Genomic DNA, 17,873 nt, shown 5'->3' with positions numbered 1-17,873 from the left:
CCTTAAACAACACAGCAAATTTAAGGATATCAAAATTTTTATAATGAATCATATTCTTTCGGACAGAATCAACAACCTTGCGACTTCGCAGACATTAGCAATGGCCGCTTTGGCAAGAGAATTAAAAGCACAAGGAAAAGACATTATCAGTTTAAGTTTAGGCGAGCCTGACTTTAATACACCAGATTTCATCAAAGAAGCTGTTAAAAAAGCAGTAGACGAAAATTATAGCACCTATTCTCCAGTAGAAGGTTACCTTGAATTGAGAGAAGCAATTTGCAGAAAATTCAAAAGAGACAATGGATTAGATTACAAACCAACTCAAATTGTTGTTTCTACAGGAGCAAAACAATCTTTATACAACATTGCGCAAGTAATGTTAAATGATGGTGACGAAGTTATTTTACCGGCACCATACTGGGTTTCTTATTTCGAAATCGTAAAACTTTCTGGTGGAGTTCCTGTCGAAGTTCCAACTTCTGTTGAAACCGATTTCAAAATGACACCAGAGCAATTAGAGGCGAGCAATCACACCAAAAACAAAAATGATGTGGTTCTCTTCTCCATGCAATCCTTCAGGTTCTGTTTACAGCAGAGAAGAGTTAACAGCTTTGGCTAAAGTGTTGGAAAAACACCCAAATATTTACGTAGTTTCAGATGAAATTTATGAGCACATCAACTTCTCAGGAACTTTCTGCAGTATCGGTTCTATCCCAGGAATGTTAGAAAAAACAATCACTGTAAACGGAGTTGCAAAAGCATTCGCAATGACTGGATACAGAATTGGTTATATTGGAGCACCAGAATTCATCGCAAAAGCGTGTACAAAAATTCAAGGGCAAGTAACATCTGGAGCAAATTCAGTTGCTCAAAGAGCTACAATTACAGCGGTAGATGCAGATCCTAGCGTTTTAAACCACATGGTTCAGGCTTTTCACACACGTCGTGATTTAGTTGTTGGATTATTAAAAGAAATTCCAGGCGTAAAAATCAACGTTCCAGAAGGTGCATTCTACGTATTCCCAGACGTTTCTTCTTTCTTCGGAAAAACTTTAAAAGGACAGGAAATCAAAGATGCGAACGATGTTTCTATGTATCTTTTAGCCGAGGCAAACGTTGCAACAGTAACTGGAGATGCTTTCGGAAATCCAAACTGTATTCGTTTTTCTTACGCAACAAGCGACGATATTTTAAAAGAAGCATTACGCAGAATCAAAGAAGCTTTGACTGCATAAACATATTCTAAGTTTTATTAAAACGGCTTAAGGTTTAAAAGTTTCATCACTTTTATTACTTTAAGCTGTTTTTTTATGGACTTAATTTGGGCGTGCCCCTCCGGGTCGGGCTATCCGCTACAAGTCCTCGCACTTCCTTCGTCAGGCTGTGGGCTTTCCACTGCTATCCCTCACGCAAACCGATAAGCGAGATAATCCATTTTCAAAAGAAAAAAATCCCCAAGATCTGCCAAATCTGCGAGAAATACCAAATAGACCTTTCAAAATTCCCATTCCACAATATTATAAAATCCCGATTGTAATCCTGTAAAACATAGCATGTTATAAATTACAAACTTTGTAACATATTAATTTCAAAAATTATGTGTCATGATACATGCAGAAGAAACCACAACAGAAACAATTAAAACATTAGAGGGATTAATTTCTATTCTTGAAGACGGAAAACTAGGATACACAAATGCGGCAGAACATGTAGAAAATCTAGCCATGAAAGCCGATTTTCTTGATTACGCCCGAGAACGTGCCCTATTCATTGTAGAACTGCAAGACGAAATCAATAAACTTGGTAAATCTACAGATACATCTGGCGGAGGTCCACTTGGTGCTTTACACAGAACTTGGATCGACATTAAATCTTCTTTTACAGGAGGTGATACAAAAGCAATTATCAACGCTTGTGTTACGGGTGAAGAAGCCGCAATTGAAAAGTACAAAGCGACACTCGAAGAAAATCATCTTGAACACAGCCAAGTTTACATTGTTTCAAAACAATTAAACAGTATTCAAAACACTTTATCACAAATTAAAATGAGAGCTAATTAATATCATTTAAGCTTTTTATTTTAGAAAACTGCTTAGTCTATTTATAGGTAAGCAGTTTTTTTGTTTTTTGTTAAAACTGAAAAAATAATACTATTTTAGTTGCAACCAATTTCTAACCAAAAAGCTATTTTTTATGACCTTAAAATTACGCAGTATTTTTACTTGTACTATTTTTATTTTTTTATTTTCCACCCAAACAAAAGCACAAACAACAGGCAAATTTATTAAAGCATCTATAGGTTACGGATCAAGCGCTTCCTATTATATCGAAGATTATGGAAGTCAAGATGAAGTAGATGTTATGGGAGGCGGTCTTTATCTTCAGGGCGAATACATTATAGGAATAAAATCATGGTTTAGCATAAGACCTTACGCCGGCGCCATTTTTGAATCTGTTGATAAAGATCAAAATGTACAAAATCAACCTCAATATAAAGTCACAACTAATGCTTTTTTAATGGGAGGAAAAGTTCGTATTTGCGCACCAATTCCATGGGTTGCCCCATTTATTGAAGGTGGAATCGGAACGTCGATAGGTAAATTTGAAACCTTTACACCAAACGTTAATTTTAATAAAAGTACTATTTTAATGCATATTCCTTTCAGTGTAGGATTAGCAGTCGGAAGACATAATAGTTTTGAAATTGGTATTTCTGGATACTTTCATCCAGCCGCAAAACAATCAACTGGAATATTTGCTGTTGGATATACTTTCCCTTTAGATTAAAAAAATATTAAATAAAAAAACAACACATTATGAAAATTTCAGCCATAATATTTTCATTTCTTTTCATTGTTCAAGTTTCTTTTAGCCAGACTAATTCAATTGAAAATCCTCCCAAAAGAACTTGGAAAATTTTAATAAAAAATGGTAAATCTGCTGAGGAAAATTTTACATTGGTTGGGAAAACGATATTAGAGAATGATTTTCAAATTGAAAAAAAGGACAAAGAATTTTTATCAATTCAAACATCACCAAAAAATTTAAAAAAGTTAAATGCTCTTTACTACTTAAATTTTCTAGTAAAAGACAGTTTAATAATTTTGACCGGAATGTCAAAAATTAACTTATCATTAAATTATGGAGGCGTTACTTCTGAAAGTTCATATGATAAAATAATTAATCAAGGAATGAGGGGTTCTGTAGCTAAAGAATCTTTCAACGAAATGTGGAAATTTGCAGGATTAATTCCAAAATCGGAATACCAATTCATTACTGATTAACTTAACAAATCTAATTTAACCATACCATATTAAGTTAACAATTTCAAAAAAATCGCCTCATCGCTAGCAAACTCGAATAATTTATTAGACCTTTGCACACTTTTTTCGGGAATACCACAAAAGTCTAAAGTTTTAGAAATGAAGAAGAAAATCGAAATATTAGCTCCTGCTAGAGATTTAATTGGAGGAATCGCGACCATAAATAGTGGTGCCGATGCTGTATATATTGGTGCACCGCAATTTGGAGCACGTTCAAATGCCAACAATTCAATCGAAGATGTTGCTGAACTTGTAAAATATGCGCACTTATTTAACGCTCAGGTTTTTGTAGTTATCAATACCATTTTATATGATAACGAATTAGAAACTTGTCGCGCCATGATCTGGGAATTATACGACATTGGTGTCGATGCCTTGATTATTCAGGATATGGCGATTATGGAAATGGACTTGCCTCCTATCGTACTTCACGCCAGCACACAAGCTAATAATCGTGATGCTGATAAAATTAAATTCTTAAAAGACGCTGGTATCAAACGTGTAGTTTTAGCACGTGAATTAAACCTGCATCAAATTAAAACAATATACGATCACGCTGATGTTGAATTAGAGTTTTTCGTAACGGGAGCTTTATGTGTATCCTTCAGCGGAAACTGTTATATGAGTGTGGCAAACGGAGAACGTAGCGCAAATCGTGGTTCTTGCGCTCAAAACTGCCGTTTACCATACAACTTAATCGACGGAAACGGAGATACTTTAATCCGAAACAGTCACTTGCTTTCTATTAAAGATTTAGATATTTCAGATCAGATTCCGAATTTGATCGAGGCCGGAATCGTTTCTTTCAAAATTGAAGGAAGATTAAAAGACGTAGCTTACGTTAAAAACAACGTATCTTATCTTCGTCAGAAATTAGACAGTTATTTAGAAGGTCCAGGAAGCGATAAATACACAAAAGCTTCTTCTGGAAAATGTACTTATACTTTTGATTCTGCATTAAACAGAACTTTCAATCGTGGTTATACTGATTATTTCGTAAACGACAGACACAGTTCTATTGGTTCTTGGGAAAGCCCAAAATCAAAAGGACAATACATTGGTAAATTAATCCGAACTGTTGGCGGTGCTTACGAAATCGAAAACGGCGAATTATTAAACAACGGTGACGGACTTTGTTTCATCAACGAAAATAACGAAGCCGACGGAATCTACGTAAACAAAGCCGAAAACGGAAAAGTTTACCCGAACGTTCTAAAAGAAGTAAAAGACGGAACTTTTATCTACAGAAACAACGACGCCGCTTTCATCAAAATTGTAGAAAGAGAAGACAGTGCCGTTCGTAAATTAAGCACCACTTTATTGCTTACAGAAACTGAAACTGGTTTCCAGTTAATCGCAACAGACGAAGACGGAAACGTAAGTACCGTAGATTTAGAACATCCAAAAGAGCAGACAAAAACGGGCGAATCTATCGAAGAGAACATCAAAACACAATTGGCAAAAACAGGTTTCACACCTTATACTGCTGATGAAATCAATATTATGTTTTCTCAAAACTGGTTCCTTCCTATTTCAAAAATCAACGAAATGAGAAGAACGGTTTACGATCAGTTGACAGAAATTCGTCTGGCAAATTACGTTCGTGAAGAACACCAATTGGTAAAAACGTCACATCCTTATCCAGAAACTAAACTGGATTTCATGTACAACGTTTCAAACAAAACAGCTCGTAAATTCTACGAACGTCACGGTGTTACCGAAATCGAAAAAGCTTTTGAATTACAATGGGATCCAGGAAAATCTCGTGTAATGACAACGAAATATTGCATCAAATACGAATTGAAAAAATGCCCAATACACCAAAAAGACATCGTAGGCATTAAAGTAAAAGAACCTTTGGTTTTAAAACAGGGAGAATTAGAATACAAACTAAAATTCAACTGTAAACCCTGCGAGATGGAAATCTGGGAAAAAGATGCCGAATTTGAGATTGAAGAAGATCATTTTCATTGATTTTTTACCACAAAGATTCACAAAGAAATACACAAAGGTTCACAAAGATTAATTTTAAAATCTTTGTGAACTTTTTTATTTTGGGCGTGTCCCTCCGGGTCGGGCTATCCGCTACAAGTCCTCGCCTGTTCGTTCCTCACGGCTCCGGGCTTTCCACTTCTATCCCTCACGCAAACCGTAAAACGAGAAAATTCATTTTCAAAATCAAATTTTTGAATTGCCTCCAGCTTTAGTTGGAGGTCAAAATAAAGATTCTATATTGGCTTTAGCCAAACTATAAATTCGGCTAAAGCCACCAACTTATTCAATTCTACTCCCTCCAGCTAAAGCTGGAGGCAATTCAATCACTTAACAAAACTAAATCTGCCGAATCTCCAAAATCTGCGTGAGAATAAATGCCATTTTATTTATCTTTACTCTTCAAAAGAACTTTAAATGGAATCAAACAAATACATTCAAAAATACGCCATCATTGCAGGAATTTTTGTGTGTGCTTTTTTTCCATTTTTAATTTTTTCAAAAAGCCTCTTCATCGACTTATGTATTCAAATATGTGATTTTGGTATTTTTTGGAATCCAATCTTCTGGGGAATTCTATTTCCTTTATTTATTGTTTTTCTTTTTTGGAATACAGCAAAGAAACTTAGTTATTCACTGAATCAAATCACTTATTTCCAAGCTTGTTCTCAATTTTCTTTTGGTGTAAGTTCAAAAATCATAATAGCTTTTTTTACAATTTATATAATCGGAAAATTTATTAATGGAATGTCTGCTCCATTGCAATCACAATTTTTAGATGATATAGTATTTTCAATACTAATAATCCTATTTCTCTCATTTACATTAATGATTTTAACCTTTATAAGCAGTTTAATAATTGTAAAAGCAAGTCAAAACATCCAAACTTTAAATCAAACAAAATGAAAATATTACTCCTCGGCTCAGGCGAATTAGGCAAAGAATTTGTCATTGCTCGCACAACGAATCGGACAAACCATAATTGCAGTTGACAGTTACGAAAACGCACCAGCCATGCAAGTCGCACATGGTTTTGAAGTCATTAATATGTTAGACGGCGAAGCACTTGACCGAATCGTAGCCAAACACCAACCTGATTTTATAGTTCCTGAAATAGAAGCCATTCGAACTGAACGTTTTTACGATTACGAAAAACAAGGAATCACCGTTGTTCCATCAGCGAAAGCGGCCAACTTTACCATGAACCGTAAAGCCATTCGTGATTTAGCTTCAAAAGAACTGGGATTACGAACAGCAAAATACCAATACGCAACGTCAGCCGAAGAACTGCAAAAAGCCGTTCAAGAAGTTGGAATTCCCTGCGTAGTAAAACCGCTAATGTCTTCATCTGGAAAAGGACAATCGACTATCAAAACAGAAAGCGATATCGAAAAAGCTTGGCAATATGCTGTTGCGGGTTCTCGTGGCGATGTTATTGAAGTTATCGTAGAAGCCTTTGTAAATTTCGATTCTGAAATTACGCTTTTAACGATTACGCAAAATAATAATCCAACTTTGTTTTGCGCTCCAATTGGCCACAGACAAGAACGAGGCGATTATCAGGAAAGCTGGCAACCAGCTTTAGTTTCTGAAAAAGACTTATACGAAGCTCAAGATATGGCCGAAAAAATTACAGAAGCTCTTGGTGGCGCAGGACTTTTTGGTGTTGAATTTTTCTGACCAAAGAGGGCGTTTATTTCTCTGAACTTTCTCCGCGTCCACATGATACTGGAATGGTAACTTTAGCCGGAACGCAGAATTTCAACGAATTTGAATTGCATTTAAGAGCTATTTTAAGTCTTCCAATTTTCGAAATCACTTTAGAAAAAGCCGGAGCAAGCGCCGTAATTTTAGCATCAGAAGATTCTACAAATCCAACTTTTACCGGAATCGAAAAAGTAGTCGCTTTACCAAAAACTGATTTCAGGATTTTTGGAAAACCGACATCAAGACCTTACCGAAGAATGGGTGTTGTTTTAAGTTATGACACACTTTCGACTCCAATTAACGAAATAACAGAACGCGCCAAAGAAACGGCAAAATTAATAACTGTAAATTCTTAAAAAATGAAAAAACTTATATTCATGACTTTCCTTTTTATTGGAATTTCATCTCAGGCTCAAGACAAAAAGAAATTTGATCAACCAACCGTAGTAGAAGCTTCTTGCGGAGAATGCCAATTTGGAATGAAAGGCAAAAGCTGTGATTTAGCCGTTCGTATTGATGGAAAATCTTATTTTGTTGAAGGAACAAAAATTGATCAGCATGGCGATGCTCATGCAAAAGATGGATTCTGCGACCGCAATCAGAAAAGCTTCTGTTACAGGGCAAATCAAAGGAAACAAATTTATCGCTACTTCTTTCACTTTAATAGACGATAAAAAATAATGGCATTAATTCTCGAAAATATTGCCAAACATGTTTCTTTGACACCAGAAGAACAAGCACTTTTTTTATCGAAACTGGAAATAAACACTTATAAAGCAAAAACGGTTTTATTGAACGCTGGCGAAGTCTGCAAACATTCGTATTTTGTAAACTCAGGGATTTTAAGAAGCTTTAATATCAACGATAATATTGTTGAACATGTACTTTCTTTCGCTTGCGAAGGCTGGTGGATGAGCGATATGTACAGTTATTTTTCACAAAAACCGGGACAGCTTTTTATTGAAGTTTTGGAAGAAGCCGAAGTAGTTTCATTATCCAAAGAAAATCAGGAAAAATTATATCTTGAAATTCCAAAACTGGAACGTTTTTTCAGGATTTTAATTGAGAATTCTTTAGTTGCCAATCAACAGCGATTAATGGACAACTTGAGTTTACCTGCAGAAGAACGTTTTGAAAAATTCACTAAAAAATATGGACCATTGGTTCACAAAGTTCCTCAAAAACAAATTGCTTCTTTTATAGGTGTAACACCAGAATTTTTCAGTAAAATGAAAGCCCGACTTTTGAAGAAATAATATTTAGCCACAGATTTCACAGATTAAAAAGATTTTTTCTAGCCACAAATTACACAAATTTTCACAAATTTTATTTCAATATTATTCCGATTTAATTCGTGGAAATTTGTGTAATTCGTGGCAACATTTTTTAATCATTCTAATCTGTGAAATCTGTGGCAAAAAAAACACACGGCTCAAAACGAACCGTGTTGTTGTGAATTAAAATTGCTCAACCTCTGTAGAATGTTCCATTGCGGTTATTGCTGATTTTCCAAGCATAACAGTGTTTTGAACCGCATCAAAATAAGAAGTCCCAACAAAAGCTTGATGTTTTACAGCTCTGAATCCGTTTTGTTGTAATGCGAATTCACGTTCCTGCAATTCAGAATAACCTGCCATTCCGCGCTCTTTGTAGGCTTTAGACAATTCAAACATACTTGTATTCAAAGCATGGAAACCTGCTAAAGTAATGAATTGAAAACTATATCCCATTTCGGCCAAATCTTCTCTAAACGTTTCCATTTCGGCAACTGATAATTTCTGTCGCCCAATTGAAAGATGGAGAACAATTATAAGCCAACATTTTGTCTGGAAATTCTTTTTTCATGGCTTTTGCAAATTTTCTCGCATAATCCAAATCCGGATTACTGGTTTCCATCCAAATTAAATCGGCGTAAGGAGCATAGCTCAAACCTCTTGCAATTCCCTGCTCGATTCCATTTTTTACGTAGAAGAAACCTTCAGGCGTTTTTTCTCCAGTCAAAAATTTCCTATCTCTCGGATCTGCGTCGCTTGTTAATAAATTTGCCGCATCTGCATCTGTTCTAGCAACAATTAAAGTTGGAACCCCCATAACGTCTGAAGCTAATCTAGCCGCAATTAGTTTATTGATTGCTTCTTGAGTCGGAACCAAAACTTTTCCGCCCAAGTGTCCGCACTTTTTAGCAGAACTTAACTGATCTTCAAAATGCACTCCAGAAGCTCCCGCTTCAATCATCGATTTCATTAATTCGAAAGCATTTAAATTTCCGCCAAAACCTGCTTCGGCATCGGCTACAATCGGCACTAAATAATCTTTTTTATCTTCAATTTTATTTACAATCTGAATCTGATCGGCGCGCAATAAAGCATTATTGATTTTTTTACTACCATTGGCACACTATTTACAGGGTAAAGCGATTGATCAGGGTACATTTCTCCTGCTAAGTTTGCATCAGCGGCAACCTGCCATCCGCTTAAATAAATCGCCTCTAAACCCGCATCGACTTCCTGAATCGCTTGATTTCCAGTCAAAGCTCCCAAACCCGCAACATAATCCTGACTTTTTAACTTTCTCCATAATTTTTCAGCACCCATTTTCGCAATAGAATGCTCAATTTTATACGATCCCTGAAGCGTCACTACTTCGCTCGCAGTGTAAGGGCGTTCCACACCTTTCCATCTTGGGTTCGTAATCCAATCGTTAATCAATTCCTGAATTCTGTCTTCTGTTGTTTTCATAAATGATATAGTTAAGTTGGTTAGTAAGTAATAGTGTTCACTACACAGCTAAAAGTGTTCAGTTTTTAACTTGACGTATTTTTTTAACACATAGAGACATAGTTATGCTTTGCGGTTAAAGGCGTTTCACTTGTTTCAATACATCCCGATAGCTATCGGGACTATGTGTGAAAAACTAGTTTTTTCTTCTTCCTTTTTTATGTAAATACTAAAACCTATGTTTCTATGTGTTTAAATTGTTTAAGACTAAATTTTATCTGCCTAATCTGCTAAATTTGCGGAAAAAAATTATTCGCTCGCAGATTTGGCAGATTGAGCAGATTTAAAAAGTTTTATAGATATTTATAGCAAGGAATCGTTAAGAAATCCACAAAATGCAGGTTTACAACCAATCTTTCCAGCATTTTTTCTGCTAATGGAAATTGCTGTTTTTCGTGATTTTCCGCTCCTAGTTCTTCCTTGATTTTTCTGCATTCATCTAAAGCCAATTCGTGATAATACGCCAAATCTAATTTTCTGCCATTATCCAAAATCACTTTATTCTGAAGCCATTGCCACAATTGCGATCTTGAAATTTCGGCAGTTGTCGCATCTTCCATCAAATTATGAAGCGCCGCAAAGACCTTGTCCGTTTAGCCATGAAGCCAGATATAAAACCGCTACATTGATATTTTTTCGAACACCGTTTTCAGTTATCATTCCAATTGGCGGTTCAATCAAATCAGCTTCTGTGATTTTTCGACTTTCTCTTTTTATATGAATCTGATTAGGAGTTGGCATTCCTTTGTCAAAAATCTCTTTAGCAATTGCAACCAAATCTGGATGCGCAACCCAAGTTCCGTCGTGACCATTTCGAACTTCGCGTTCTTTGTCGGTTTTTACTTTTGCGAAAGCAACTGCATTTGCTTCTTCATTATTTCTAATCGGAATTTGAGCCGCCATTCCGCCAATCGCATGAATTCCTCTTTTATGACATCTCTGAATTACCAAATTTGAATACGCATTCATAAAAGGCGAAGTCATATTTACTTGATCACGGTCTGGAACTATGAATTTTGGATTTTTTCTAAACTTTTTGATGTAAGAGAAAATATAATCCCAGCGCCCGCAGTTCAAACCAACGATATGTTCTTTTAATTCATAAATGATTTCGTCCAATTGAAAACTTGCCGTTATGGTTTCAACTAAGACCGTCACTTTTATCGTTCCTCGTTTCAGATTTAAATAATCTTCTGTAAAATCAATTACAGTATTCCACCAGCGCGCTTCCAGATAATGTTCTAATTTCGGAATGTAGAAATACGGTCCTGAGTTGTTTTCTAAAAGTCTTTTATGATTATGAAAAACATACAAACCAAAATCTACCAAAGAACCCGAAACTTCCTTTTCTTCAATCAAAAGATGCTTTTCTGGCAAATGCAAACCTCTTGGGCGAACAATCAGCGTTGCGATTTTTTCATTCAAATGATAGGATTTTTGCTTTACCAAATCCGTATAAGTAATTGTTTTGTTTACTGCATCGATTAGATTTACTTGGCCATCCATTAGGTTTTGCCAAGTTGGAGAAGTGCTGTCTTCAAAATCGGCCATAAAAGTTTTCGCACCCGAATTCAGGGCATTGATAATCATTTTACGATCAACTGGGCCAGTAATTTCAACTCTTCGATCCAATAAATCTTTAGGAATTTCTCCAGCTGTCCAATTACTTTCTCTGATGCTTTTGGTTTCTGGAATAAAAACTGGCATAATTCCCTGATCAAAAGTGACTTGTTTCTGTTCTCTCTGTAAAAGCAATAATTTTCTTTGCGATTCAAATTTTTTGTGCAATTCGATAATAAACGCAGTTGCTTCTTCTGTCCAGATTTTTGGATAAGCAAGTTTTTTGTCGGCTAGGAATTCTATAGCCATTTCAGTGATCTCTAATTGGTTTTTCATAGCTCCAGATTTTAATTTTTTATTTGACTAAACAGTTTTTCTATTCAATCTTTTTTATTCCATCAAAACAACTCAATCATAACTAATTCATAATTAATAAGTTTCAACGATACAATATTAGAAAAAGTTTTTTACAAAACAAGCGAACGTTCGCTAAAAATGAAAAATAATTTTTTGGCGATTATTTTTAGAATAACTATATTTGGTTCATGGATATCGAAAAAGACTATATAAAGCTGATCTTCGGACTAAAATTGAAGCAAGTCAGAACGCAAAAAAATCTGTCGCTTTTTGGCCTGGCCAAATTGACAAATCTTTCAAAATCGTATTTAAATGAGATTGAAAAAGGAAAAAAATATCCAAAAACAGATAAAATTCTTCTTTTATGCGAACATTTGGACGTGACTTATGACCAAATGGTGTCTTTAAAACTCGACAACAACCTCGCTCCAATTGGCGAAATCTTGAAATCCGGAATTTTAAAAGAGATTCCGCTAGAGCTTTTCGGAATTCAGGAGGCAGATTTAATTGATATTATTGCTAATGCACCCGCAAAAGTCAATGCTTTTATTAGTACGATTATCGAAATCGCACAGCATTATAATTTAAGTCGTGAAAGCTTCTTTTTGGCCGCTTTACGTTCATATCAGGAAGCGCACAGCAATTATTTTGAAGATTTAGAAGAAAAAGTAATTGCGTTTTCGAAATCATTTCAAATTAATCTCGATTCTAAAATCAGTATTGAAGAATTGGAAGCAATTTTAAAAGAAGAATACGAATATAAAATTCAAGAAATTGCTTTTACAGACCAAGAAGCTTTAGATGATTTGCGTTCGATTTATGTCCCAAAAAGCAAAACTTTATTGCTTTCTACCGAACTTGATGCTCCGCAAAAAGCTTTTATTTTAGCTAAAGAAATTGCCTATAATTACATGAAGATTTCTGATCGTCTGTTGACGTTTAGCTGGATTAAATTTGACAATTTCGATCAGGTTCTGAATAATTTTTATGCTTCTTATTTTGCCGGCGCTTTATTATTACCGAGAAAATTGGTTGTAGATAAAATCAATCTTTTTTTAGAAAATGAAAATCCGAAACCGGAAGAATTTGTTTCTTTGATAGAAAGTTTTGAAGTTTCACCAGAATCTTTTTATCAGCGATTAACTAATTTATTGCCCAAAGATTTTCAGTTGAAAAACCTTTTCTTCTTGAGATTGTCACACAAAATCGGATCTGATTTTTATCAAATCAATAAAGAATTACACATTACGCATCAACAAGAACCGCACGCCAACGAAACTAACGAACATTATTGCAGAAGATGGGTTTCGGTTAAAACAATTGACGAAGCCATCAAACAAAACAAATCTCATTTTTTTGATGCTCAGATTTCGAGTTATGCCAATAGCGGAAACGAATATTTGGTTTTTTCATCGGCTACAAAAGATCCTTTTGCAGAAAATTACATCAGAAGTATTTCCGTTGGAATCTTAATCAATCCGACAATGAAAAAGAAATTCAAATTCATTGACGGAAAACCTTTGGTCAAACGAATTGTTGGTGTAACTTGCGAGACCTGTGCCGTAAAAGATTGTTTGGAAAGAAGCGCTCCTCCTATAGTTTTAGAAAAGGAAAAGCGCCATGAAAATACCGATGCAGTTGTACAGCAGTTTATAAATCAATACAGCTAAAATTTTATGAAATATTTTGCCTTACTAATAACCTTGTTTTTTATCAACTTCAACCAAAAAGCGGACAAACTCAACGGTCGTTATAATTATTTGATTGAAGAAGATAATGTTTATAACCAAAAAGATAAAATTTCTTTTAATGATAGTGTCTTCAAATTTGATAACAAGTATTTGCCAAAAGGTAAAATATCATACGGCAATGTAATTTTATTGGATCATTTCATTAATCGAGATTTAATTATAAGTATTCCGAAAGATCAAATTGCAAAAGACACTATTGAATTTTTTATGCATGACAAACAAAGTCCAGTTTCTAATTACCTTGATGTAGTTACTGGAAAAGGGAAATTGATTAGGATTAAATAATTTATTCCTTTCTTTTTTATCATGTATTATTTGTCATTGCGAGGAACGAGGAATCTCCGTGAGTGGCTCGACAAAGATTGCCGACATACTATACGGAGCTTCTTGCGGAGATTCCTCGTTCCTCGGAATGACAAACTACACGGCCATACTTTATGATCAATCATAAATACAACTTCTTCTGAAAACAAAAAATTCTCGTTTAGCCCCGATAGAAGTGGAAATCCTTTTGTGGTGGGGTTCACCACAAAAGATTACTTCGTCAGTTCGCTATCGCTCGTGTGCAACGGACAGCGGGACTAGACATCTTTTGAAAACTATACTTCTGCTCCAGAAAATAATTAGATAATTTGGGAATATGCCAATTAGATAATTTTGACAATCTGGAAAATTCTTCGAAAAAACTTAGAAACTTAGCATCTTAGAATCTCAGCACCTTTTTTCTTAACCTAGATTAAGTGCTTTTCCTTTACATCGACCGTATCTTTGTACTATAAAATTAACAAAAGGACAAAATCATGGAAAATATAGTATTGCACAAAGCAGACACAAGAGGAAACGCAAATCACGGATGGTTGAACGCTTATCATAGTTTTAGCTTTGCAAGCTGGTACAATCCGGATAGAATTCAGTTTGGAGCGCTTCGTGTTTTGAACGATGATACGATTGCAGGTGGAATGGGTTTTGGAACGCATCCGCACGATAATATGGAAATCATTACAATTCCGCTAGAAGGTGATTTGGCCCACAAAGACAGTATGGGAAATACTGAAATCATCAAAAATGGCGATATTCAGGTAATGAGTGCCGGAACCGGAATTCAGCATAGTGAGTTTAACCCAAATGCAGATCAGCAGACTAAATTGTTGCAGATTTGGTTGTTTCCAAACAAAAGAAATGTTACACCACGTTATCAGCAAATTACTTTAGATGTTGCCGACAGACATAACAAATTGTCTCAGGTTTTATCTCCAAATGCAGACGACGAAGGTGTTTGGATTCACCAAGATGCTTGGTTCAACATGGGGAATTTTGATGCCGGAATCGCAACAGAATATAAAATCAAAAAAGAAGGAAACGGAGTTTATGCTTTCGTTTTAAAAGGAAATGTAACCATCAACGGTCAAGAATTGAATTCTCGTGATGCGGTTGGAATTTCAGGAACTGACACTTTAACTATTAAAGCCAATACAGACGCTGAATTTTTATTGATGGATATTCCGATGAATTACTAATTCAAGATTACAATTAATATTTTTTTAGAAACGATATTTAAGTTGGTTTTCAGCTTATTATCGTTTCTTTTTTGTTCCAATTTCATCGAAACTCAAAAAAGAAAACGTAATTTTATTAGATGAAAATTTGCCTTAATTCACTTAAAACTAACTATTTAAAACTTTCAATCATGAATCCAAACAACCTAACTAAAGAATATACAAACGGCGAAGTAACGATTGTTTGGCAATCTGGAAAATGCATACATTCGGCCAATTGTGTAAAAAACAATCCAGATGTTTTTCGTCCAAAAGAAAAACCATGGATTACTCCAGAGCAATCTACAACTGAGAAAATAATTTCTACTGTTAATAAATGTCCGTCGGGAGCGTTGACATTTTACATGAATAACAAAAGCTAAGTTTTACGCATTAGTTTTTTGCCACAGATTGCACGGATTAAAGTGATTTTATTCGCCACTAATTACTCGAATTTCCACGAATTAAATTAAATAAAAATTAGTGAAAATTCGAGTAATTAGTGGCGATATCTTTTGCTTAATCTTTTTAATCTGTGCAATCTGTGGCAAAAAAAATCACCTTTTTTATTTCTTAATCTAGGTTAAGTGCGTTACACTTACTACCACCGTAACTTTGTCCTATCAAAATGAAATAAATTAATTATTTAAATATTAAAAAAATAAAATTATGGCAACTACAAAATGGTCAATTGACCCAACTCACTCAGAAATTGGTTTTAAAGTTAAACACATGATGTTTACTAATGTTTCAGGAAAATTTGGAACTTATGATGCTTCTGCAATTACAGAAGGAGAAGGTTTTGATAATGCAGATTTCAGTTTTTCTGCTGATATCGCTTCAGTAGACACTGCAAACACAGATCGTGACGGACATTTAAGAAGCGGTGATTTCTTTGACGCTGAGAATCATCCAAAATTAACTTTCAAATCTTCTGCTTTCAAAAAAATCAATGATGGTGAATTTGAACTAACTGGAGATTTAGACATTAAAGGTGTTTCTAAAACTGTGAAATTCCCAGTTGAATTTAGCGGAGTCATGACTGATCCTTGGGGAAATACTAAAGTTGGTTTAAGCATTGAAGGAAAAATTAATCGTAAAGATTGGGGTTTAAACTGGAACTCAGCTCTTGAAACAGGTGGTGTTTTAGTTGGAGAGGAAGTAAAATTAAACATTGAATTACAATTCGTAAAACAAGCTTAATACTTTATAATAGGTTTTAATTTGGTTGGTTAAGAAGCCTGCACTTTTTTAATAGTGCAGGCTTTTTTTTGCCACAAATTGCGCGAATTTCCACTAATTTTTTCTTTCAAACTGGAAATGTTTTTTCTGCCACAGATTAAAAGGATTAAAAAGATTTTTTCCTGCATTGGAGAATAAATAATCTGTGAAAATCCTTTTAATCTGTGACAAAAATTAAAATAATAATTCGTGGAAATTAGTGTAATTCGTGGCAAACTAATCAACGCCCTGTATTTCGAAATTCGGTTGGGGAGATTCCGGTTTGTTTTTTGAAGAATCGCGAGAAATAGGAATAATCTTCGTAGCCGACTTTGAAGGCTACTTCATTTACAGCTAATTGTTTGTCGATCAACATTCTTTTGATTTCTAGAATTACTCTGTCCATAATTACTTCTGTTGCTGTTTTTTGAAGAATTTCATTGCAGATTCTATTCAGATGCTTCAACGTAATATTGAGTTTTTCTGCATAAAACGAAGGCAACTTTTGGGTCCTGAAATATTGTTCTAAAAGCGATTCAAACTTGTTGATTTTTATATTGTATGAATGCGTTTGATGCGAATAGGTTTCTCCATATTTTCTCGCTACTTCGACATGAATGCAATCCAATAAATTCAATAATTTGTCCAATTGGTATTTGTTGTCTTGGCTATTTTCCTGAATCAGCAAATCGAAATATGGAAGGATTTTGGGAATTTCCTTTTCTTCAAAAACCATTTCTGGCCGGTTTTGAATGGAATGATAAAAATTATAATCGTTGATCTTTTTCTGTCCGAAATACAAATTGTACAATTCCTGCGAAAAGATAATTACAAAACCTTCAATATCTTCGGATAAATTCCAATGGTGCATTTGTCCTGGTTGAAGCACAAACAAACTCCCTCTTTTGATTTCAAACTGGTCAAAATCGACTTCATGCAATCCAGCCCCTTTTGTAAAAAATACCATCAAATAGGAATCATGACGATGTGGTTCTTCGACAAAACTGTGACTTTTTAAATGTTCTTTAAAAGTATTCACATAAAAATCGCGATGAATATCATTACAACTGAAATTCTGAACACTATAAATGGGATACTTTTTCATTTTGGAATTTGGAATTTATTCTTTGAAAATTTAAATCAAAAATGTCTTTATTATGCTATAAGTAGCGAAGATACTAAAAAGACTTTTACCTTATTCCAAATTACCTTTGTATAAATAAAAAACATCAAAGTCATGTCAAGCGCATTAACTCATATTTTAAGCAACGAATGTCCGATTTGTCACAAAGGAAAAGTTTTTACAGACAAAAGTATTTTTTTGACTTTTGGTCTTCCAAAAATGAATGAATACTGCAGTCACTGTAATTATAAGTTTCAAAAAGAGCCTGGCTATTTCTTCGGCGCCATGTATGTAAACTACGGATTAACAGTAGCTCAGGGAATTGCAACGTATTGTATTGCACAATTTTTCTTTGAGAAAAATTTCGATTTAAGAATCATTCCAATCATTGCTGTTGTCATTACTTTGCTCACTTCTTTCAATCTGCGATTTTCACGATTAGCATGGATTTACATGTTTAAGGATTATACGAAATAAAAAAGTATTATTTTTGCCTTTCAATTGAAGCTAATTTTCAATTCCAAAAA

Annotated in this window: 14 protein-coding genes and 4 pseudogenes; 15 read left to right on the top strand and 3 right to left on the bottom strand. The window is 34.6% G+C overall.

The annotated features are described in order from the left end of the window. The first annotated feature begins 43 nt into the window (after nt 1-43). From ACQ9BO_RS06760 to ACQ9BO_RS06720, 9 genes and pseudogenes are all read left to right on the top strand, one after another. Nucleotides 44-1,235: pseudogene (locus ACQ9BO_RS06760) on the top strand (pyridoxal phosphate-dependent aminotransferase). Nucleotides 1,236-1,604: 369 nt separating this feature from the next. Then, nucleotides 1,605-2,060, top strand: a complete 456-nt coding sequence (locus ACQ9BO_RS06755) for a ferritin-like domain-containing protein (protein WP_431244094.1) — start codon at nt 1,605-1,607, stop codon at nt 2,058-2,060. Nucleotides 2,061-2,193: 133 nt separating this feature from the next. After that, the gene (locus ACQ9BO_RS06750) at nt 2,194-2,787 is read left to right on the top strand and encodes a hypothetical protein (RefSeq protein WP_431244093.1); all 594 of its coding nucleotides are present in this window, start codon (nt 2,194-2,196) and stop codon (nt 2,785-2,787) included. A gap of 29 nt (nt 2,788-2,816) precedes the next feature. Beyond that, nucleotides 2,817-3,284, top strand: coding sequence for a hypothetical protein (locus tag ACQ9BO_RS06745; RefSeq protein WP_091492493.1), 468 nt, complete (start codon nt 2,817-2,819; stop codon nt 3,282-3,284). A gap of 138 nt (nt 3,285-3,422) precedes the next feature. Beyond that, nucleotides 3,423-5,297 (top strand): peptidase U32 family protein, encoded by a 1,875-nt coding sequence (locus tag ACQ9BO_RS06740; protein ID WP_431244092.1) that lies wholly within the window; start codon nt 3,423-3,425, stop codon nt 5,295-5,297. 435 nt (nt 5,298-5,732) lie between these two features. Beyond that, a complete protein-coding gene (locus ACQ9BO_RS06735; protein WP_431244091.1) occupies nt 5,733-6,221 on the top strand; it encodes a hypothetical protein in 489 nt (162 codons plus the stop codon). Then, nucleotides 6,218-7,378: pseudogene (gene purT / locus ACQ9BO_RS06730) on the top strand (formate-dependent phosphoribosylglycinamide formyltransferase). The gene ACQ9BO_RS06735 and the pseudogene purT overlap by 4 nt, the downstream one beginning before the upstream one ends. Before the next feature lie 3 nt (nt 7,379-7,381). Further along, nucleotides 7,382-7,696, top strand: coding sequence for a DUF6370 family protein (locus ACQ9BO_RS06725; RefSeq protein WP_431244090.1), 315 nt, complete (start codon nt 7,382-7,384; stop codon nt 7,694-7,696). A gap of 6 nt (nt 7,697-7,702) precedes the next feature. Then, nucleotides 7,703-8,278, top strand: coding sequence for a Crp/Fnr family transcriptional regulator (locus tag ACQ9BO_RS06720; RefSeq protein ID WP_431244089.1), 576 nt, complete (start codon nt 7,703-7,705; stop codon nt 8,276-8,278). Nucleotides 8,279-8,479: 201 nt separating this feature from the next. On the opposite strand, the pseudogene aceA reads toward ACQ9BO_RS06720, so the two are convergent. Next, a pseudogene (gene aceA / locus ACQ9BO_RS06715) lies at nt 8,480-9,760 on the bottom strand (isocitrate lyase). A 332-nt stretch (nt 9,761-10,092) separates the two neighbouring features. Beyond that, nucleotides 10,093-11,695 (bottom strand): annotated as a pseudogene (gene aceB, locus ACQ9BO_RS06710) (malate synthase A). A gap of 209 nt (nt 11,696-11,904) precedes the next feature. On the opposite strand from aceB, the gene ACQ9BO_RS06705 reads away from it, so the two are divergent. The 5 genes from ACQ9BO_RS06705 to ACQ9BO_RS06685 all read left to right on the top strand — a co-directional run bounded on the left by ACQ9BO_RS06705 (nt 11,905) and on the right by ACQ9BO_RS06685 (nt 16,205). Further along, nucleotides 11,905-13,386: a helix-turn-helix domain-containing protein gene (locus ACQ9BO_RS06705; RefSeq protein ID WP_431244088.1), complete on the top strand. Its 1,482-nt coding sequence runs from the start codon at nt 11,905-11,907 to the stop codon at nt 13,384-13,386. A gap of 6 nt (nt 13,387-13,392) precedes the next feature. Beyond that, a complete protein-coding gene (locus ACQ9BO_RS06700) occupies nt 13,393-13,752 on the top strand; it encodes a hypothetical protein (RefSeq protein ID WP_431244087.1) in 360 nt (119 codons plus the stop codon). Between the two features lie 515 nt (nt 13,753-14,267). Further along, entirely contained in the window at nt 14,268-14,984 is a 717-nt protein-coding gene (locus tag ACQ9BO_RS06695; RefSeq protein ID WP_431244086.1) for a pirin family protein, read from the top strand. A 170-nt stretch (nt 14,985-15,154) separates the two neighbouring features. Further along, complete coding sequence (locus tag ACQ9BO_RS06690; RefSeq protein ID WP_012023810.1) at nt 15,155-15,385, top strand: (4Fe-4S)-binding protein; 231 nt, start codon at nt 15,155-15,157, stop codon at nt 15,383-15,385. 286 nt (nt 15,386-15,671) lie between these two features. After that, complete coding sequence (locus ACQ9BO_RS06685; protein ID WP_431244085.1) at nt 15,672-16,205, top strand: YceI family protein; 534 nt, start codon at nt 15,672-15,674, stop codon at nt 16,203-16,205. Nucleotides 16,206-16,464: 259 nt separating this feature from the next. Here the strand turns inward: ACQ9BO_RS06685 and ACQ9BO_RS06680 are convergent, their stop codons facing one another. Next, the gene (locus ACQ9BO_RS06680) at nt 16,465-17,328 is read right to left on the bottom strand and encodes a helix-turn-helix domain-containing protein (protein WP_431244084.1); all 864 of its coding nucleotides are present in this window, start codon (nt 17,326-17,328) and stop codon (nt 16,465-16,467) included. 132 nt (nt 17,329-17,460) lie between these two features. On the opposite strand from ACQ9BO_RS06680, the gene ACQ9BO_RS06675 reads away from it, so the two are divergent. Beyond that, entirely contained in the window at nt 17,461-17,823 is a 363-nt protein-coding gene (locus ACQ9BO_RS06675) for a DUF983 domain-containing protein (RefSeq protein WP_431244083.1), read from the top strand. Nucleotides 17,824-17,873: the final 50 nt, after the last annotated feature.

It is taken from the genome of Flavobacterium sp. P21 (assembly GCF_050632225.1).
Taxonomy (GTDB): domain Bacteria; phylum Bacteroidota; class Bacteroidia; order Flavobacteriales; family Flavobacteriaceae; genus Flavobacterium.
Note: the sequence above shows the minus strand (reverse complement) of the source record. Positions and strands in the feature narration are given on the sequence as shown.

Excerpts from the sequence above, each read along its gene's own strand:
- ACQ9BO_RS06690 (WP_012023810.1), top strand. The coding sequence starts at position 15,155 with ATGAATCCAAACAACCTAACTAAAGAATATACAAACGGCGAAGTAACG.
- ACQ9BO_RS06720 (WP_431244089.1), top strand. The coding sequence starts at position 7,703 with ATGGCATTAATTCTCGAAAATATTGCCAAACATGTTTCTTTGACACCA.
- ACQ9BO_RS06745 (WP_091492493.1), top strand. The coding sequence starts at position 2,817 with ATGAAAATTTCAGCCATAATATTTTCATTTCTTTTCATTGTTCAAGTT.
- ACQ9BO_RS06695 (WP_431244086.1), top strand. The coding sequence starts at position 14,268 with ATGGAAAATATAGTATTGCACAAAGCAGACACAAGAGGAAACGCAAAT.
- ACQ9BO_RS06735 (WP_431244091.1), top strand. The coding sequence starts at position 5,733 with ATGGAATCAAACAAATACATTCAAAAATACGCCATCATTGCAGGAATT.
- ACQ9BO_RS06675 (WP_431244083.1), top strand. The coding sequence starts at position 17,461 with ATGTCAAGCGCATTAACTCATATTTTAAGCAACGAATGTCCGATTTGT.
- ACQ9BO_RS06755 (WP_431244094.1), top strand. The coding sequence starts at position 1,605 with ATGATACATGCAGAAGAAACCACAACAGAAACAATTAAAACATTAGAG.
- ACQ9BO_RS06700 (WP_431244087.1), top strand. The coding sequence starts at position 13,393 with ATGAAATATTTTGCCTTACTAATAACCTTGTTTTTTATCAACTTCAAC.
- ACQ9BO_RS06680 (WP_431244084.1), bottom strand. The coding sequence starts at position 17,328 with ATGAAAAAGTATCCCATTTATAGTGTTCAGAATTTCAGTTGTAATGAT.
- ACQ9BO_RS06740 (WP_431244092.1), top strand. The coding sequence starts at position 3,423 with ATGAAGAAGAAAATCGAAATATTAGCTCCTGCTAGAGATTTAATTGGA.
- ACQ9BO_RS06685 (WP_431244085.1), top strand. The coding sequence starts at position 15,672 with ATGGCAACTACAAAATGGTCAATTGACCCAACTCACTCAGAAATTGGT.
- ACQ9BO_RS06750 (WP_431244093.1), top strand. The coding sequence starts at position 2,194 with ATGACCTTAAAATTACGCAGTATTTTTACTTGTACTATTTTTATTTTT.
- ACQ9BO_RS06705 (WP_431244088.1), top strand. The coding sequence starts at position 11,905 with ATGGATATCGAAAAAGACTATATAAAGCTGATCTTCGGACTAAAATTG.
- ACQ9BO_RS06725 (WP_431244090.1), top strand. The coding sequence starts at position 7,382 with ATGAAAAAACTTATATTCATGACTTTCCTTTTTATTGGAATTTCATCT.